9 protein-coding genes are annotated in these 16,875 nt (G+C 67.6%); 4 read left to right on the plus strand and 5 right to left on the minus strand.

Features of this window, described 5'->3' with window-relative positions; all coding sequences use genetic code 11:
* Nucleotides 1-667: 667 nt before the first annotated feature.
* Nucleotides 668-1,588 carry a hypothetical protein gene (locus ACFE87_RS04945; protein WP_375458511.1) on the plus strand — a complete coding sequence of 307 codons (921 nt, stop codon included), beginning with the start codon at nucleotides 668-670 and terminating at the stop codon, nucleotides 1,586-1,588.
* Nucleotides 1,589-1,936: 348 nt separating this feature from the next.
* Here ACFE87_RS04945 and ACFE87_RS04950 read toward each other — a convergent pair whose 3' ends face one another.
* Both ACFE87_RS04950 and ACFE87_RS04955 read right to left on the minus strand, forming a co-directional pair.
* The gene (locus tag ACFE87_RS04950; RefSeq protein ID WP_375458512.1) at nucleotides 1,937-2,167 is read right to left on the minus strand and encodes a hypothetical protein; all 231 of its coding nucleotides are present in this window, start codon (nucleotides 2,165-2,167) and stop codon (nucleotides 1,937-1,939) included.
* Nucleotides 2,167-3,294: a hypothetical protein gene (locus tag ACFE87_RS04955; protein WP_375458513.1), complete on the minus strand. Its 1,128-nt coding sequence runs from the start codon at nucleotides 3,292-3,294 to the stop codon at nucleotides 2,167-2,169. The genes ACFE87_RS04950 and ACFE87_RS04955 overlap by 1 nt, the downstream gene beginning before the upstream one ends.
* Before the next feature lie 78 nt (nucleotides 3,295-3,372).
* On the opposite strand from ACFE87_RS04955, the gene ACFE87_RS04960 reads away from it, so the two are divergent.
* The gene (locus tag ACFE87_RS04960) at nucleotides 3,373-5,439 is read left to right on the plus strand and encodes a hypothetical protein (RefSeq protein WP_375458514.1); all 2,067 of its coding nucleotides are present in this window, start codon (nucleotides 3,373-3,375) and stop codon (nucleotides 5,437-5,439) included.
* Nucleotides 5,440-6,203: 764 nt separating this feature from the next.
* Here the strand turns inward: ACFE87_RS04960 and ACFE87_RS04965 are convergent.
* The 3 genes from ACFE87_RS04965 to ACFE87_RS04975 all read right to left on the minus strand — a co-directional run bounded on the left by ACFE87_RS04965 (nucleotide 6,204) and on the right by ACFE87_RS04975 (nucleotide 12,701).
* On the minus strand, nucleotides 6,204-6,566 hold the full coding sequence (locus ACFE87_RS04965) for a DNA cytosine methyltransferase (RefSeq protein ID WP_375458515.1): 363 nt from the start codon (nucleotides 6,564-6,566) through the stop codon (nucleotides 6,204-6,206).
* Between the two features lie 322 nt (nucleotides 6,567-6,888).
* On the minus strand, nucleotides 6,889-10,185 hold the full coding sequence (locus ACFE87_RS04970; RefSeq protein ID WP_375458516.1) for a UvrD-helicase domain-containing protein: 3,297 nt from the start codon (nucleotides 10,183-10,185) through the stop codon (nucleotides 6,889-6,891).
* Nucleotides 10,182-12,701 carry a PD-(D/E)XK nuclease family protein gene (locus tag ACFE87_RS04975; RefSeq protein WP_375458517.1) on the minus strand — a complete coding sequence of 840 codons (2,520 nt, stop codon included), beginning with the start codon at nucleotides 12,699-12,701 and terminating at the stop codon, nucleotides 10,182-10,184. The genes ACFE87_RS04970 and ACFE87_RS04975 overlap by 4 nt, the downstream gene beginning before the upstream one ends.
* Before the next feature lie 511 nt (nucleotides 12,702-13,212).
* On the opposite strand from ACFE87_RS04975, the gene ACFE87_RS04980 reads away from it, so the two are divergent.
* Nucleotides 13,213-15,030: an ATP-dependent endonuclease gene (locus ACFE87_RS04980; RefSeq protein ID WP_375458518.1), complete on the plus strand. Its 1,818-nt coding sequence runs from the start codon at nucleotides 13,213-13,215 to the stop codon at nucleotides 15,028-15,030.
* On the plus strand, nucleotides 15,017-16,831 hold the full coding sequence (locus ACFE87_RS04985) for an ATP-dependent helicase (RefSeq protein WP_375458519.1): 1,815 nt from the start codon (nucleotides 15,017-15,019) through the stop codon (nucleotides 16,829-16,831). Before ACFE87_RS04980 ends, ACFE87_RS04985 begins: the two co-directional genes overlap by 14 nt.
* Nucleotides 16,832-16,875 lie beyond the last annotated feature (44 nt).

Consider the following 16,875-nt stretch of genomic DNA (forward strand, 5'->3'; position numbering starts at 1 on the left):
CGCCTCGGCCAGGAAGGTGTCGGTCACTTTGAGCCGAAGAACACGGTGCCATCAAGAGCATTCGAAGCAGAGCGGAGACTTGCGCCTACGCTCGAATCTTGCGGCTCTGCCCGCCGACAGTCGGGGACGCCGCGCTCGAGTTGCCGGCCTGAGCCGGCCAGCCTTGGCGTAGGACCGGCTTTTCTGGAACCCTGTGGCGACGTGAGAGGGCGAGCCTCAGACCGCTTCGGCGGATAAGCTCGAGAGCATCCACCGCCGTTCTCAGGACCTTACATGTGACCGAGGCGAGGACGCCGGCTGGTCCGAGCACGACTGCGGCGTGCCACGATCGCCGCGCGGATCGGCCATCGCGGGAGTGCCGATCGCGGAGCCCGCGGTAGAGCCGACAGGCATGCCGTCGCGATGCAGAGGTAGATGCGAATCGAGTACGCGCTCTTCCCACCCGAGGTGATCGTATGCCGGAAGCGGCCGCTGCGGAGCGTCGGCGCTGCGTGCAAAGATCCGAGTTCGTGATGGCGCAGAGGCGTCCGGCCTCGGAGGCCCGCTAAGCTCGTCGGCGGCGCCGCTCTTGGCCTGCAACTTGGCGAGGCGACGACGCTCGTCGTTGCTCGTCGTCGTGTTCCGCCCTAGTTGGTCCGAGGTCGGACAACTGTGGGCGGGCTCCCGAATGATCGCGGCTTCCGTCAGCCAGGCTACGCTCGGCGCCGCTGCCGAGAGCGTCATCCAGAGAGCGCTGTCACGCGGCGGTCGGGCCACGTCGAAGCCGAGAGGCGAGGTCGGGGCCGTCGCCTCCGTCACCCTCGACGGCACGCCGAGCGTCGCCGCCGCCTGGCGCAAGCTCCTTCCCCGAGTCGACCTGTCGATGGTCGGGGTGTTCTGCCACGGATCGCCGATGGTGGACGTGTCGTACTCGAACGGGACGACCGGTCGGTGCGAGCTGGCCGACCTCCTGCTCGTGGTGGACGAAACGGACAGGCACGGGGCCGTCAAAGATCGCCGGGCCAATCTCGTCCAGGCGAAGCTCCTCGCAGGCGGCACCCTCAAGACCAGCTCGGTTCAGCATCATCTTCTCACGGGCTGGCCATCGTTCTCGTTCGCGTCGGGAGCTTACGGCAGCGCACCACGCGACTTCTCCGCGTCCGGCTTGCCCGGACGGACCGACGAGAGCGGGCGCTACGGCGCCATCGACTTGCTTTCGACGCCTCGAAGCTGGAAGCAGAACCTGCCCGCTACGCACAACACCGCCGGCGACTCGCTGGGGTCGTTCCTGGCTGGCATGCTGCTCGGAATTCCAGGCTTCGGTCGCAAGGCGATCAAGGGCGCAGGGGACGACTGGTCGAGCACCATGGACGAACTCTTGACCGTCACCGCGTTGCAACCGCTTCACCATTCTTCCAGCCTGCGATCGGGTAGGTCGAGGCTCCGTGGCGTGTTCGCGTTCGCGCTGGTTCTCGACGATCCCCTGAACACCGGCGCGTTCGCCGTCAGCTTCGATCCGCCTCCCATCGAGGAACCGCCTGGCGAGCGGCCTGCCCGTGAGCGCGGGATCAGCGTCATCCGCATCCTGGCGCACAATCGCGAAGGTTAGGCCGTGAGAGATTGCTTCAGGGCGCTTCGACCGGCTGCCGTCGGATCGCCGTCGACGACGATGACCTCTGGCGAGCGGGCTCAGCCGGCCTTGCCGAGTGCTTCGAGAGAGGCCGCGGGCCACGCGACATCAGCCCTTGGCTGATCAGAGGTGCGGGAAGGCTCAGCCGAGTGACGGGTCCGAATCGAGGGGAGTGTAGGGATCGATGGGCCAAACGTGGCTGGCAGGAGGAGACCAGTCAGCTTCGACCCTGGCTCGACTGCATTCGTTCGGTCGATTTCCTGACGAAAGCGCAGCGCGCAGGAAGCAGAGGGCAGCGCGCTCACGGCCGCCTGGCGTTCGTTCGACTCAAAGCAGCCCCTTGGTGACCAGGGGCGTCGTCGGCGGCTCGACGACGACCTTGAAGCCGAGGAGACGGTCCGGCAGGGCGCCGGGCTCCACGCGGGCGCGCACGACCACCTCCGCGGCGCGTGTCCGATGGTCGATACGCCGGGAAATCGGGATGGTGCCTCTCGAAGCCCCGAGCAGGCGCTCGATCTCGTCCGCCGCGGCGTGCCAGCCTTTCTGTCCACCCGCCATCAGCCGAGGCCCCCTACCAGCTCGACGCCGAAGTGATCGAGCACCGGGCCGATCGGCAGCACGTAGCTGTGCCCGCCCGAAACCCCTGCGAACAGAAGGCCGAACGCGAACCTCTCGCCGCTTTCCTTGATGCGGGCCACGACGAGCGAGCCGGAGTCGCCAGGCTGCGAGAAGACGGTTCCATGAGAACCCCTGATACGCATCACGCCCTCGAAGGCGATAGACATCTGGATGTCGTCCCCTTCCCAGGCGCTGTGCCAAGCGGACAGTTTGTAGGAGACGCGCTCGGGTCCCCGCGTTTCCGAGTCGAACGCGCCGATAGTCCGACCAGTGGTGCGCCCGACCTTCTCGAACAGGAGCTTGTCCGAGGTCAGGTCCGCAGCCTCCATGTCGGACACGCTCATGATCTTGCAAGGCGTGTCGTACGCGTTTCCTTGCCACGAAGTCACCAGATCCTTGCCGAGTATCCGGACGAGCGCTGCGTCGGAGTTGACGGCGAAATCGACCTGCTGGGGGTCGCCGGAGATCATCGGGGCCACCCGAGCGAAACGCCCGACCGTGAACGGGTCCCGCCCGCCGGCGGCCACGTCCATGACCCCGGGGGCGACGACCGGCAGGCCGACCCGCGCATAGGAGCAGCCCCCGACCACGTGGTTGTTGGTCAGCCCGAAGAGCGTGCCTTCCTTGTCGCGCACCAAGCATCCTAGGGAGCCCGCCTCACGGTTGTTGCCGACGGAGATCGACGATCCGCAGCAGTAGCGGCCGTCGCGCTCGACGTAGCCCGGATGATTGTCGAGGGGGGCGGGAGGCCGCCCGTCGACGGTGGGCAGCCTTGACGGCGACACCCGGAGGTTCACGCCGTCGGCGAAGGCCTCGGGCAGCTTGGCGCGTTCCGCCTTGGTCAGACGACCACTGGTGTAGACGACGACCTCGTTGGCGAGCGCGTTGTAGCCGACGCTCAGGACTCCCTTTCGGGCGAGCGCCTTGGCAGTTTGCGACGACGCGAGCTCAGGCTCTTCCTGCTCGGGCGACTGAAGCGGCGGCTGTCCGCGCACGACGAGCCCCTGTCCCTGAAGGGCCGCCAGGACCGCGCCCGCACGCGCGGCCAGCTCGTCACGCCGGGTCATGGTTCGTCCCGAGTTGCGCGATGTCCTGTCCATGCGGATACCATACAGCGGCGACACACGATGACGAACGGGTGAACTATGGCGCTCGACGATCTCGCGAGGCAATCATTCGACTTCCTGACGACCGGTCTCGGGCCGGAAGAGATGGCTCGCGCCCAAGCCCTTGTCGGCGGACCGGACGGCTCGGCCGAGACTGTGCGGCAACGCCCCTTCTCCACGTTCCGCCCTTCTCACCTCCGGGAGGCGAAGCGGCTGCTCGACGATCTGAACGGCATCCTCCGCGACCTGCCGGACGAGACGGGGATCAGGCTCGCTTGGCGACGCGTCCTGGCGGAGGCGGCGTCGGGGAACGAGGCCATGGCGCAGGACGTCTGGTCGAGCTTCGTCACGCACGCGTCCACCAGTGTGCCGGCCATCGGCGCGCTCAAGGTCCCGCCGCACGTCTTCGTGGACCCCACCGACCCGGCCCGGAGCTTCGACGCCAGCAAGCGGGTGGGCCCGACCGGGCCGCTGCCGATCCCCGCCGCGCCCTCCGCGATCGTCGATGAGGGAAGCGAAGAGCGCCCGTTGGACTGGTTCCGGGAAGACCTGTTCTTCGCGGAGCACCATCGCTGGTGGCATGTCGTCTATCCGTCCTATGGCGTGTCACCGCTGGATCGGCATGGCGAGCTGTTCGTCTACATGCATCAGCAGATGTTGGCGCGTTACCGGACCGAACGATTCGTTGCCGGATTGCCCGACGTCGTGGCCCGCTCCGACATGACGGCCCCCGTGCGTTGGGGCTACGATCCGGACGCACGCCCTCCGACGGTCGCGATCTACTCGGCCCGCGACAAGGACGAGGCCCCGAGCGGCGACAACCTGGCGACGGCTCGTTCGCTGATGGCCAGGATGGCCGCCTTGATCGAGGACATCGAGGCGGGCGAGTTCCGCGATGCGCAGGGCGCGCCGCCGCTGACGGTAAACACGCTCGGGGGCGTCCTGGAGGCGAACGCCAGCTTCCGCGACCTTCCTTGGGCGAGCAAGCGGGCGGACGTACACAACGAGGGTCACGTCGTCCTGGCAGATCTCTCGCCCGTGACGGTGGTCGGCAATCGCGAGATCTCAGGCATCATGGGAACGACGTCGTTGGCGCCGCAGGACCACGTGTTCTGGGAATGGCACAAGCAGGTCGACGACGTCGTCGACCGATTGCGCGTCAAGGCCGGGCCGCGCGCGCCCGAGATCATCGGCGACATCGAGATCCGGAAGGGCGACGGCCCCGTCTTCGGGTCGCCGGACATTATCCTCATGACCTACGACGCCTTGAGGGAGGCCGGCGTCGACCCGGCGTCCGCGACGCCTGCCGAGCTCGACGCCGCCGGCGGGAGATGGTTCGGCGAGGAGCGTTGGGATCGGTCGTTCCGCGACGGAGAGGACGGGACGACCGCTACGCTGCGGACCTACATGCTCGAAGGGCGGTTCAACGTCCGAGGGCAGGACGCGAACGTTCCCTTTATGCGCGAGCATCTCAACCACGACAGGTTCGCGACGTTCGTTCGGGTCGAGAACCGGTCGGCGAGAGAGGTGCGGGCGACGGTCCGCCTCTTCCTGACGCTCGAGGCCAAGGCCGCCGAGCGGCGTTGGTGGATCGAGATGGACCGCATCCCGGTCGCGCTTGCACCACTCAGCCGTCGGGTCGTCGCCCGCTTGGGCGAGCAGGCGAGCGTCGTCCGCAAGAGCAACGGTCGCGCGCCCTGGCCCTACCCGTTCGGCACCTACGAGGAGCACCTCGCGCAGCAGACCGTTCCGATCCAGTCGGGAGCCATGCCCGACGAGTACTGTGAATGCGGTTGGCCGTTCAGCCTCTACCTGCCGCGGGGATCGACCGAAGGCTCCCCGTTCGTGCTCGCAGCCATCGTCACGCGCGACGACGCCCTGGACATGGAGCGTGGGGGCGAGTGCGGCTCCCGCTCGTTCTGCGGCAAGCGCGACCCGGTCTATCCGGACCGCAAGCCAATGGGCTACCCGTTCGACCGTGACTGGATCGGTGGCGACGGCGCGCCCATGTCAATATCCGACGGGCTCGGGTCCATCCCGAACGTCGCGGCGAAACGCGTCGTCATACGGCACGACGGCCTTCAACGACTGCGATCGGTGGCCTGAACGTCGTCGCGCGAAGATCGTCGCATAACGGCTGCCTGATGTGTCCGTCCGGCGCCGGCCTTCAAGGTCCGCGACCTGCCGGCGCGCTCGCCGGCACGGTTGGCGAACGTATCTGCGGAAAGGGTCGGGGAAGAGGGGTCGGCGAGTACTGGTACCAGGAGTCGAGGTAGCCGCCGGGATTGGGTTTCCAAGTCGAGTCGAGCAGCAACGAAACGAACGTGCAGGCCGTCTGCGGACTCGTCCCGCGCCGCCCGCGTCTAGCGCGCCGTGGCGCAGCCCTGCAGTCCTTTGTGACATGCGCCCAGGTAGCGACCCGCGTCGGGAGCCCGACCCAAGCCGGCGTCGCTCCTGCTCGATGACGCGCTCGTCTTCGCCGACGATCAGCGCTTTGACACTATGACGGAGATCCTGGCCGAGGCGGGAGAGCGCATGCAAATAATCGTACTGAGCTGTCGAAAGAGAGCATTTCTTGGGGTCGAGGCCAAGGTGGTCCGGATGGCGAGCTGACGAGGCGGTTATCTAGTAGGTGATCAAGCCGACCTGAAGGATGGGTTGGCGTCGCGCGCTTTTCCACTCGGTTCTGCAACGTGTGGCGCAAGTCCGAATCAAGGTTACTGGCCGGTCACGTAAGTTGGCGCGCGGAGTTCCGACAAACACTCGGCCCTGATTGTCAGGCGATATATCGCCTGGCGACCTCGGCGACCATTCTGGCAACACCGGAGAAGTTCAGGAAGTCGGGCGCGGTTTCCCTATCCACCCACACCTTACAATCCGCTCCTCGCTACTTTCCCTAGAGACGCACCACGCATCCGCGCCTCGCGCAGGCCTTTGCGTTCGGCGTCGGTAAGTACATTTGCCGGCTCACGCATTGACGGGTCACCGCGATGCTTGAGTGATCTAGGCGGCCAACCCATCTGCTCCGCGAGACAATGCGCGAAGGCGGCCGCCATCGGTGGCGGAACCGCGTTTCCAACCTGCCGATACTGCTGGAGGCGGGGAATGCGATCCGGCCAGCGGAAATCATCTGAGAAGCCTTGCAGTCGTGCGCTCTCACGGACCGTGATTACCCGATGATGCTTGTAATGAACGGGTCGGAGCGGGCTGAAGTTGCCCGAGCCGGCGCGCAACGTGTAAGAGGGCCGCTCTGGGTGCAGCGCAGCGCGTAAGCTCCCCGTCTGAGCCTCACTTCGATCTTAGAGGCCTGGTCGGACCTCGGGCGCTCGCGCCCGCGATGCCATGCCACCCAAGTTCCGGTAGGTTCTGATGCGGGTGTTCGCCAACGGCGCCAAAGATCGGCGATGTACGACGGCAAGCGTCTCAAGAAAGCTAGCACATCGACCTCCTGCGTAAAAGCGGCCGAGAATGAATGTTGTCGCTCGAACCCTCGCTGACGACGGGATTGCCAAACGGCCCCGTGGGTCACGGTGGATACGCGCGAAAGCGCAGGGCCTAGCCGCGGGCCGCCGCATCCACCCAGGCCATCGTTCCGGTGGTCATGTAGACCACTGCGCCTCGCGCGGCGCCGGTTGCGCGCATGTACGCGCGGACTTGGTCAGCATACTGCGCGCGCAGCGATGATGTGGGGGCGAAGTCGGACTTCCAATCGAGGACTACGGATGGCACGCCAGCGATGATCGCCAGCGCGTCACCGCGACCGGACAGGAGCCTGTCGCCATCGGGGCTCCACAGTGGGTACTCTGCCACAAGGTAGGGCCTCAGCGCCGCAATCTCCGGGAGGGCCATCGTGCGCAGCGATGTCGATGCCATCTCGACCGAGTCGGGCAGCGCGAACGTTCCGCTTCCGCTGGCCAGCTGCGCGAGCAGTTCGCGCGCCCGCAGCCGGCTCGCCCACTCGTCTGCGTCCAGCTCACCGGTGAGGTACTCTTCCATGAGCTTGTGGATGACGGTGCCGCGCAGCGCGCCCGCGCCGGCAGGAAAGGCGAGCTCCGGATCGGGCTGCTCCACAGAGGTCACAAACGCGTCGATCAACGCGGCCCTGTCAGGGTCGTGTTCGCTCGGTCGCCACCAGGTAAAAGTTGGCACCGCCGCGCGCACGCGTTTTCCTTCTTCCGCGAAGCGGTCCACGGTTTGGAGGTTTGATGGCGACGGCACTCTGACCGGCGGCTTTTCCGGGAGCACATCTGTGACGAATTCGGGAAGGGCTGCCTGCCCGAGATCAAGGACCCTCGACCACGAATTCTTGTCAGCGTCAGGAAGGTAGGGGATGATCAGGAGGTCGCGCGCCCTCGTGCACGACACGTACCAAAGCCGCTCGCGCTCCCGTGCCTTGCGCCGCTGGTCCATCTCGCGTGCTGCCGCCAGCTCGGGCGGTGCGATCCCGCCGATCATCCAGTGCAGCGTGTCGTCGAACCGGCGGTGCACGAACTGTTTTGGAGACGGAAACTGCGTAGATGAATTGACCGGGATGACGACCGGCCATTCGAGCCCCTTGGCGCTATGCATTGTGACGAGATCGATCGCGTCCTCGGAGGCATCGACGCGTCCTTCCACGGTCGGCAGTTTCGCTCTCCAGTCGTGGTCGAGATCCCGCACGAAGGCTCGCATCCCCGCCACGGCATAGGGTCGCGCGCGCTCGATGAGCGCATCGATATTGGCAAGCGCCGGCGCGCTCCGGCTTTTGTGCCGGACCGCGACGATTACCCGGACCTGCAGACGTTCGACGGCCGTGGCGATTAGCTGCGACGGTGTAAGGCGCCAAACGAGCCTGCGCAGGTCCTGCAGCGCCTCGAGCGCAGCGCGCGCCTCCGCATGCTGCACGCTTGCGGGGTCGGTCGTAACGGTAAAACGGCGCGGGCCTTCCCCGTCCGACCCGAGGCCCGCGGCAATATCCAGCAGGTCCTCGTCGGGGAGGCCGACCAGCGGCCCGCGCATCAGCGCGCCGAAGGCGACCGTATCCCGGGGATCTGAAAGCGTGCGGCAGAGGGCGAGCAGGTCCTGGGTCTCCTGCCGCGCGAAGAACGACTTGCCCGCCTGGGAGGCGACGGCCAGCCCTTCGGCAACAAGGGCGCGCTCGTACCGCCACAAGTCGGTATGGCCGGGCGCCAGCAGCGCGATGTCCCCTGCCTTCAGCGGCGAGAGCGTTTCATCGTCGCGCCGGACCATGACATTGCCAATCAACCGTTTGCACACACGCGCAACGGCGACCGCTTCGGCCTCGCGCAGCTCCGCGGCCCTGGCCTGCCCCTCCGGAGCGACCGTGAGCTTTGCGGCATGCGGCAGCGCGGGGTCTCCAGCCCCGGCGGTGGCCTCGATCGCAACATAGTCAGGCTGCTCGGGCTGCGAGAACGGCGCGCGAAAGGCGAGGTTCACATGCTCGACGATGCCTTTGCGCGACCGGAAGTTGGACGTGATCGGCAGCACCGCCCCGCCCTGCTGCCTGCCGATGACATCGCGCGCTTCGTGGTAGGCCTCGATGTCAGCGCCGCGGAAGCTATAGATCGCCTGCTTGGGATCACCGACGAGGAAGAGGCCGCCGGGACGAAGGGTGCCGTCCTGCCAGCGCGCGGCCGGCCCGGTGGCGGCGAGCCGGAAGACGATGTCGACCTGCAGGCCGTCGGTGTCCTGGAACTCATCGACGAGAATGTGCCGGAAGCGCGTCGACAGGACCTGCCTGATCTCCTCGCGCCGCACGAGCGCGCTCGCGAAACGCAGGAGATCGTCGAAGTCGAGCACGGCCGCGTCACGCTTTATCGCGGTGTAGCGCGTGATAACCTCCGAAAGTGCGCCCGAGAGCAGCGACACCAGCCGCTGGGCAATGTGACCGATCAGTGTCCTGTAGGCAGCGTCGACGGCGGCAAGATGGGCGGCCGCCTCTCGTTCGAGGCGCTGCCGCTGCTCTCCGGGAAAGCGCCCCCACGCGGCGCCCTCGATCGAAGTTTTGAGCTCAAGACCGGAGGAGCGCATCAGGGAAATGCGATCAGGCTTTGCGAACGACCAGAGCGTCGCGAAGTCGAGGTTCTCTTCGGAGCTGCCGCTGAAAGACGCCGAGAGTGCCTCGAGTTCGGCAATGGCGTCCGCTATGGCTCGATCGCCTGGAGACGACGCATGCCAGCGTGTAAAGGTCGCGACGGCGTCAGAGAGGACGAGGTCGGGCCGCGCTCCAGGCGCGGGCGCGGGCGCGGGCGTATTGGCGTCCGGGTGCTCCCGCCTGAGCATGGCGAGCTCGCGCAGGCGCTCGACTATCCCGAGCGGGTCGTCCTTCGCGAGGACGCTGACCGGGTCGGCGGGGTCGTCAACACCCTGCAGACGTGCCGACAGGAAATCGGAAAGCGCCTGGTCGAACATCGCCGTTGCCACATTTTCGTCGACGACCCGCGCGCCGGGATCGAGCCCGGCTTCGACGCCATGCGCGGCAATGATCGCTTGGCAGAAGCCGTGAATGGTGGTGGCCGTGAGCTCGTCGAGGCGGAGCAAGGCGGCCTCAAGCGCTTCCCTGCGACCAGGCGAGAGACCTTCGAGCGGCAGGATGCCCGCGAGGGCCGGCGGAACCCTCCCGGCTACAACAGCTGCGACGGTGGTGCGGATCTTGCGGTCGAGTTCGCCGGCGGCCAGTTCGGTAAAGGTGATAGCGGCGATTGACGAGGGCGCGTGTCCCTCCGCCAGCAGCAGGGCGACCCTTCCGGCCATTAGGGACGTCTTCCCCGTTCCGGCAGCCGCCTCCATCAGAAAGGTGGAGTTAAGATCGCAAAGCGCGCGGCGCCGGTTTTCGAGATCGGGAAGCGTCATGCCAGACCCCAGTACCGGCGGAGCGTCCCGTTCGCCGCCGCGAAGGCGCGCTGCTTCGATGCGCGGTAGGCCTGCCGGTCGGCCGGAAGAGCCAGCCAGAGATCGTCGTGGAAGCGCGACTCCTCACCGGGGGCGATCTTTCCGCTGCGCAAAGTCTCCGCCGCGGCCGCCGTAAAGGACGCCGCGTCGGCGAGCGCCTTCCCGAACGCCTCTTCGGGGATGGCGAAAGCCTGCGCGCCTTCGCCCAGATACATCAGCCGCGACACGATCCGCTGCGCCTCCGGGAGAAGCGACGATACAGCGAGCGCATAGAAGACCCGCTGCAGTTCGGCGCCGCGGCCGAAGACGACGCGGCCCGCATGGGCCGGGGCCGGTCCGCTCTTGTACTCGGTGAGAACAGCCGTGCGGCCATGCGCAGCGAGGTCGAGGCGATCGATGCGACCGCGCAAATGGAGCCCGGTGTCGCCGATGGACACTGCCCCGGGTGAAATCCAGGGCAGACCCGGAATTTGGGTGTCGCCGCCGAACGCGATTTCAGTCCAGGTCTGCGCGCTCTTTGCATCCGGATTGTCCTCTTCAAGCGCGCGGCGAGCCCGCGACGCGGCCTCACCGATCAGGTGCCGCCACAGGAGCGGCGGAGGCACGGGCCGCCGCAACGGCCAGGAGTCCTCCATCGCCGCGCAGGAGGTAGCAAGCGCGGACTCGCGCGGCGCCTCGCCCGGCAGCCGGGGCCCTGACGCCGACAGCGCGCGCAGCGTCTCGCTGATCAGCGCGTGGACCATTTCGCCGAAGGTTCGCGGGCTCAGGCCGAGGGGCTGCGGTTCGAGAGGCAGCGCTCGCCAGCCGAGCGCGCGTTCCCAGACATACCCGAGCGGGTCGAGAAGCAGGCGCTCCAGGGCGGAGATCGAATGCGGCGCCGACAGAGCCGCCTCGATCACCGGGTGGTCTGCCCTGATCTGGCCGTCATGGACGGTGTGCTGGTCCGCACTCTTCCGGTTGGCCCAGCAGGTTGCTGTCAGCGCAATGCGGGGTCGTTCGACGGCCTCTTTCGGCCTGGCGAAGAGACGGTCTGTCTCGCTGAAGGCGTGGAGTGGGATCCGTCCGCGGCCAAGCACGGTCTCGCCGGCGGTCCAAAGCGGGCTCGGCGAGAGGAGAAGACCGGCTGCGTTCCTCCGGCTGCGCGAAAGAACGAGGCTGCGGGCCTGATCGCTGATGATGCTGAAGTCCAGCCGGTCGCGCTCCGCGGTACCCAGAGCCCTACCTTCCCGCCAGAGATGCGCGGGAATAATCGGATCGTCATCATCCCGGCGCGGCCAGGATCGCCCCGCGAGACCGATGAGCCGCATATGTGCCCTGGGGCTTGCGGCAAAGTGCCGGGACGGACCCCATACCGCACAGGCACCTGCTTCCCTGCCGTCGCTCACCCGCAGGGACTGGAGAGACAATTCGAGCGCGGCCGCGGGCGCAGCGTTAAGCGCCCGCCTCCAGAGCGCGAGGCTGCCGCTGGACAGGAGGCGCTCGCCGGCCTCAGCCGCGGAGGCGGCCCCGCGCGCGAGCAGTACAAGGACGGGAAGAAGTGCGTTCGCCGCGCTTTCGCCCGTCGTTCGGGAGGACGCAGCCGCCGCGACCGCCGCACACCAGTGATCAAGCGACGCAAGCGCGGCGCCGCGCGGCAGGCCGGCCGCCCAGTCCGCCGGCAGCGCGTCGAGGAGCGGGGTACGCGGCAGGCGGCGCACCAGCCGCCGCACGCGGTCCTGGCTCAGGCCCCGGAGGAGTATGTCCGCAAGCGCCGCGCAAGCTTGGCCCTCGCCCGTCGCGAGAGCTGGTATCCCGTGCGAGAAGTGAAGGGGAAGGTCCGCCTCGCCCGCGAGAACGAGAAAGTGCTCGTCCCACGTGGCCGGCGATGGCGCCGTGATCCCGACCTCGGCCGCCTGGACGTTGCCGGAGGATAGCAGCGCCCGCAGCCAGCGCAGCGCTTCCACCACCTCGCTCCGTGGATCGGCGCAGAGTTCCGGTAGGGCGACGACGCACTCGGTGGGTGGCCGCGGCCGCGTGTACCCACGGAACCAGTCACGGCAACCATGGGCGGTGCCCGTCCAGCTGGTGATGTCCGCGAGGTCGTTGAGGAGGTCCCGCCACACTGGCGCCACCTCCACCACGCCCTCCAGCACGATGGATCCGAGGATCGAGGGCGCGAAGAGCGCGCGCTCGCGCGCGGCGCGGGCAAGGTTCGGCGGGGGCAGCATGCCCGGTGGAAGGCTCTCCCGCACGAAGCGCTCCACCCGCATGAGGTCGGCGGCGCGGGGCCCGTCGTACAGCAGCGCCGCACCTTCACGCCAAACGGTGCCGAGCGCACCGAGGACAGCGCGCGGCGTCCCGGGCAGTGAGGCAACCGCCCCCAGCTCTTCTAAGGACTCCTGCTCCAGCGCTTCGCGGATCAACGGGAGCAGCGCGTCCTCATCCACGGGCCTGAGAAAGCCCCCGGCGAGCCGGGCCGCCATCATCGGCAGGCTCATCACATCGGTCCCGCTCCTGCCCGCCCGGGCAAGCGCCACCCGGTGCATGCGCAGCGAAAGGGGCCCCTCCACTACAAGGGTTGTCCGTTCCCACGGCCGGGCATCTCGCCTATGTCTGGAGGCCTCGCTCATCGTCTCCCGTCTCCCGGCACGCAATCTATAGCGTGCCGAACGAACGTGAACCGATCTCGTAGGCGCCATGAGGGAGGGTGCCGGCCAGTGCGCGGGCCGCCACGAAGAGGTGTCCGGCGGCACGGATGGAGTGAGGACTTGCCGGGCGCGAAGCCTTGAAGGCCGGAACCTGCCCAGTCGCGACGTTGGACGTTCAGCGTCCCGATAAAGCCAAGTTCGCCGTTCAGCTGACTATCGGTGACGGTCTTCACCCAACACTCCATGCGAACAGATCGTGAATGCCGGATTCGACAGCTGAAATCCACGGCCGTTCGAGGGGTCCTGCGAACGAGCGGCTCGGTCTACTCGACGGTCGCCGAACGGCTTACGAGGACCCGTTATGCGGATCTCCAGGATCAGAATCAGCAACTTCGCCAATTTCGGCGCGTTCGAAGTCGAGACGGGCGAGAACCTCGTCATCGTAGGCGAGAATAAAGTCGGCAAGAGCAACCTCCTCTTCGCGCTGCAGCTCATCCTCGACCCCGGTTTGTCCGAGCGTGATCGTCAGCTCGGGCTGGAGCACTTCTGGGACGGCCTGGGTGACGAGAAGCTCGGCGCGACCATCGAGATCTCTGTGGAGCTGACCGACTTCGATGCGGACACTCGGCTGCTGGCGCATCTTGGCGACTGCATCGTCGATCCAGGGCCACCGATAGTGTCGCGACTGACCTATCGGTTCCAGCCTAAGGCGGGTCTCGACGGGGATCCCGCGAGCATGGCCGATTACGAGTATCTCGTCTTCGGGGGAACCGATCCCGACAACGCGATCCGCTCGGGTCTTCGACGCATACTGCCGCTCGACGTGCTGGGTGCGTTGCGCGATGCGGAGAAGGATCTCGCGACGTGGCGCCGTTCGCCGCTGCGTCCGATGATCGAGAAGCTGACAGGGACGCTCGACGACGCCGACCGGAACAGGGTCGAGACGGCCGTCAACACGGCGCAGGAGGCGCTGACCGAGCTCGACGAGGTCGATGCCGTTGCGCGCACGATCAGCGATCGCCTGGAGGCGATGGTCGGACCGGCGCACGCCACATCGGTCGCGCTCGGGCTGTCGCCGACGCGCATTGACGCGCTGCTCCGGGCGCTGCGCCTGCTGATCGACGACGGCGCCCGCGGCGTCGCTGACGCCAGCCTCGGCACGGCCAACTTGATTTTCTTGGCCCTGAAAAGCCTCGAACTCGATCAGCTCGTCGAAGACGGTGAGCGCGACCACACGTTTCTGGCAGTCGAGGAACCGGAGGCGCACCTCCATCCGCAGGTGCAGCGTCTCGTCTATCGTCACTTCCTCACCCCGCCGGAGGCGGATGACGAGGACGAGGAGGTCGCCGCCGACGAACGGGCCGCCCCGCCGTCCCGGTTGACGACGATCCTGACCACTCATTCCCCGCACATCGCGAGCGTGGCGCCGATCCGGTCAATTGTGCTGCTCCGTCGTGACGGGGCCGCCAACCAGACAGTCGGCGTATCGACGGCGACGACGCCGCTGACCGCGACCGACGAGGCCGACCTGCAACGCTACATCGACGTGACACGGGGCGAGATGTTCTTCGCCCGCGGGGTCGTCCTGGTCGAGGGCGACGCGGAACGGTTCCTTGTGCCGGCCTTCGCCGAGGCGCTCGACATTCATCTCGACCGGCTCGGCATCTCCGTCTGCTCGGTCGTCGGGACGAACTTCACGCCCTACGTGAAGTTGCTGGGCCCGACCGGCCTGTCTATTCCCCATGTGATCCTGACGGACCTGGATCCCGTCGAAGAAAGTCCGCCGCTCGCGCGTCGGCGCGTGGTCAACATCCTGGAGGTCGTCGAGCCGGGTCCGGCTTATGCGGACCTGGCCGACGCCGCGATCTTCCGGCGCGGCGAGCGGCACGGCGTCTTCCTCAACTCCGGGACGCTCGAGCCTGAACTTTTCGCGGCTGGGATGGGTCGCGCGATGAGCCGCATTTTGAAGGACGAGTTGCCGCTTCGCCCGGCGAGCCGAACGACGCTGGACGGCTGGGTCGCCGACCCCGCGACGCTCGACGCCGACCGGCTGATCAAGTCGATCGAGCGGGTCGGCAAGGGGCGCTTCGCCCAGCGGCTGTCGGCGAGCGTCACCGTGGCGAGGTGCCCGGCCTACATCCGCAGCGCGCTGGAGCGCATCCGCGATGCAGTCGCGTAGCAGCAGCGCCGCCTATCTCCGTCGTGTCGGCGACCTCCGCGGCAATGCCGGTCAGCAGGCCGCGTACGCTTCGCGCGGTCACTGCGTCGTATTGGCCGGTCCGGGCAGCGGGAAGACGAAGACGCTAGTTCTGAAGCTCGCGCGCATGCTGGCCGAAGACGTGCGCGCGCCACGCGGGGTCGCCTGCATCACCTACAGCCAGGAATGCGCCCGCGAGCTCGGCCGCCGCCTCGAGACGCTCGGATTGCGCGACGCGCCGAACCTCTTCGTTGGCACCGTGCACGGCTTCTGCCTCAGGCATCTGCTCATGCCCTATGCCCGCTTGGCGGGCCTGGACGTGCCGCACCCGATCACCATCGCGACCACGCGCCAGGTCGAGACGACGTTCACGCGGGTCGCAGAGGGTCTGCTTGGCCTCAATCAGCCTTACCGGCTGCACCAAATGGGGAAGTATCGCCGCGTTCATCTCGACCGGGACGCGCCGGACTGGATGGCGGACCCCGGCCTGGCGCGCATCACGCTCGGCTACGAGCGCGCGTTGCGGGACGCGGGGCTAGTCGATTTCGATGACTTGGTGATCCAGGGCAATCGGCTCGTCGGCGAGCACGATTGGGTGCTGCCGGTCATCGCCGCGCGGTGGCCGATCCTGGCGGTCGACGAGTATCAGGACCTCGGGCTCCCGCTGCACCGGATCGTCCAACGGCTCGCTTTCGACGGCGGCGTCCGCCTGTTTGCGGTCGGCGATGCCGATCAGTCAGTGTACGGGTTCACCGGCGCCGACGGCGGCCTTCTGCTCGAACTCGGCGAGCGCGAGGACGTTGAGTGTGTGCGGCTGCAGCTCAACTATCGCTCGGCCGGTCGTATCATTCGGGCGTCGGAGCTGGCGCTCGGCGAGGCGCGCGGCTACCGTCCGCGCGATCCCGCGCGCCGGGCCGTAGTCGCGTTCGTCGAGCGCTCAGGCGGTCTCGAAGATCAGGCGGCGCACGTCCTCGAAACGTTGATTCCCGAAGCGCTGGCGGAGAAGCCGGGACGAACCCTCGGCGACATCGCCATCCTGTACCGGGCGGCGCCGATCGGCGACCTGTTCGCGGACGCGCTCGCGGGGGCCGGATACGACTACATCCGGGTCGATAATGCGGCGCCCTACAAGAGGGTCGGCCTGACGAGCTGGATCGAGGACTGCGCGGCTTGGTGCGCGGGCGGCTGGCGGCGGGGTCGGCCGCAGCTCGCCGGTCTGATCCAGAGGTGGACGGGCTTCCGGTCGGGCCGAGCCAGCGAGCTGGAGGAGCGCCGCGCCGCTCGCGCGGTCACCGAGTTCCTCTTCCGCCACCGCGCCGACAAGGCGCTGGCGGCCCCCTTCGTCGCGGCGATCCGGGCCGAGCTGGTCGATCCGCTGACGGACGCCGAGCCGAGTCTCGCCGACCAGCGTGAGCAGGTGCGCCGCATGGGCGTCGCGTTCGCGCCCGAGGGGAAGCTGGCGGACCTCGACCTTCTGAGCCTTGGGGGACGCGAAGGGTCGCCCCGGCACGTCAACATGCTCACCCTGCATTCCGCCAAGGGCTGCGAATATGATGTGGTCTTCATGGTGGGTATGGACATGGGCGCGATGCCATGGGCGAACGAGAGCGAGGCCGAGCTGCGCGAGAGCCGTCGGCTGTTCTACGTCGGCCTGACGCGCGCGCGGGACGCCGTCCATATGCTCTATTCGGGCTGGACGGCCGATCGGTACGGCCGGATTCGGCGACTCGGCCGCTCCTCCTTCGTGGAAGAGCTCGAAGCACGGCTGAACGCCGAAGGTTAATCGCGTCCGCTTTACGAACTTGACGAACCCTTCGGTCATTGCCA

Origin of the sequence: uncultured Enterovirga sp. (genome assembly GCF_964242715.1) — a bacterium.
Lineage (GTDB): Bacteria > Pseudomonadota > Alphaproteobacteria > Rhizobiales > Beijerinckiaceae > Enterovirga.

Excerpts from the sequence above, each read along its gene's own strand:
- ACFE87_RS04950 (WP_375458512.1), bottom strand. The coding sequence starts at position 2,167 with ATGGCGGGTGGACAGAAAGGCTGGCACGCCGCGGCGGACGAGATCGAG.
- ACFE87_RS04955 (WP_375458513.1), bottom strand. The coding sequence starts at position 3,294 with ATGACCCGGCGTGACGAGCTGGCCGCGCGTGCGGGCGCGGTCCTGGCG.
- ACFE87_RS04970 (WP_375458516.1), bottom strand. The coding sequence starts at position 10,185 with ATGACGCTTCCCGATCTCGAAAACCGGCGCCGCGCGCTTTGCGATCTT.
- ACFE87_RS04975 (WP_375458517.1), bottom strand. The coding sequence starts at position 12,701 with ATGAGCCTGCCGATGATGGCGGCCCGGCTCGCCGGGGGCTTTCTCAGG.
- ACFE87_RS04945 (WP_375458511.1), top strand. The coding sequence starts at position 668 with ATGATCGCGGCTTCCGTCAGCCAGGCTACGCTCGGCGCCGCTGCCGAG.
- ACFE87_RS04980 (WP_375458518.1), top strand. The coding sequence starts at position 13,213 with ATGCGGATCTCCAGGATCAGAATCAGCAACTTCGCCAATTTCGGCGCG.
- ACFE87_RS04960 (WP_375458514.1), top strand. The coding sequence starts at position 3,373 with ATGGCGCTCGACGATCTCGCGAGGCAATCATTCGACTTCCTGACGACC.
- ACFE87_RS04985 (WP_375458519.1), top strand. The coding sequence starts at position 15,017 with ATGCAGTCGCGTAGCAGCAGCGCCGCCTATCTCCGTCGTGTCGGCGAC.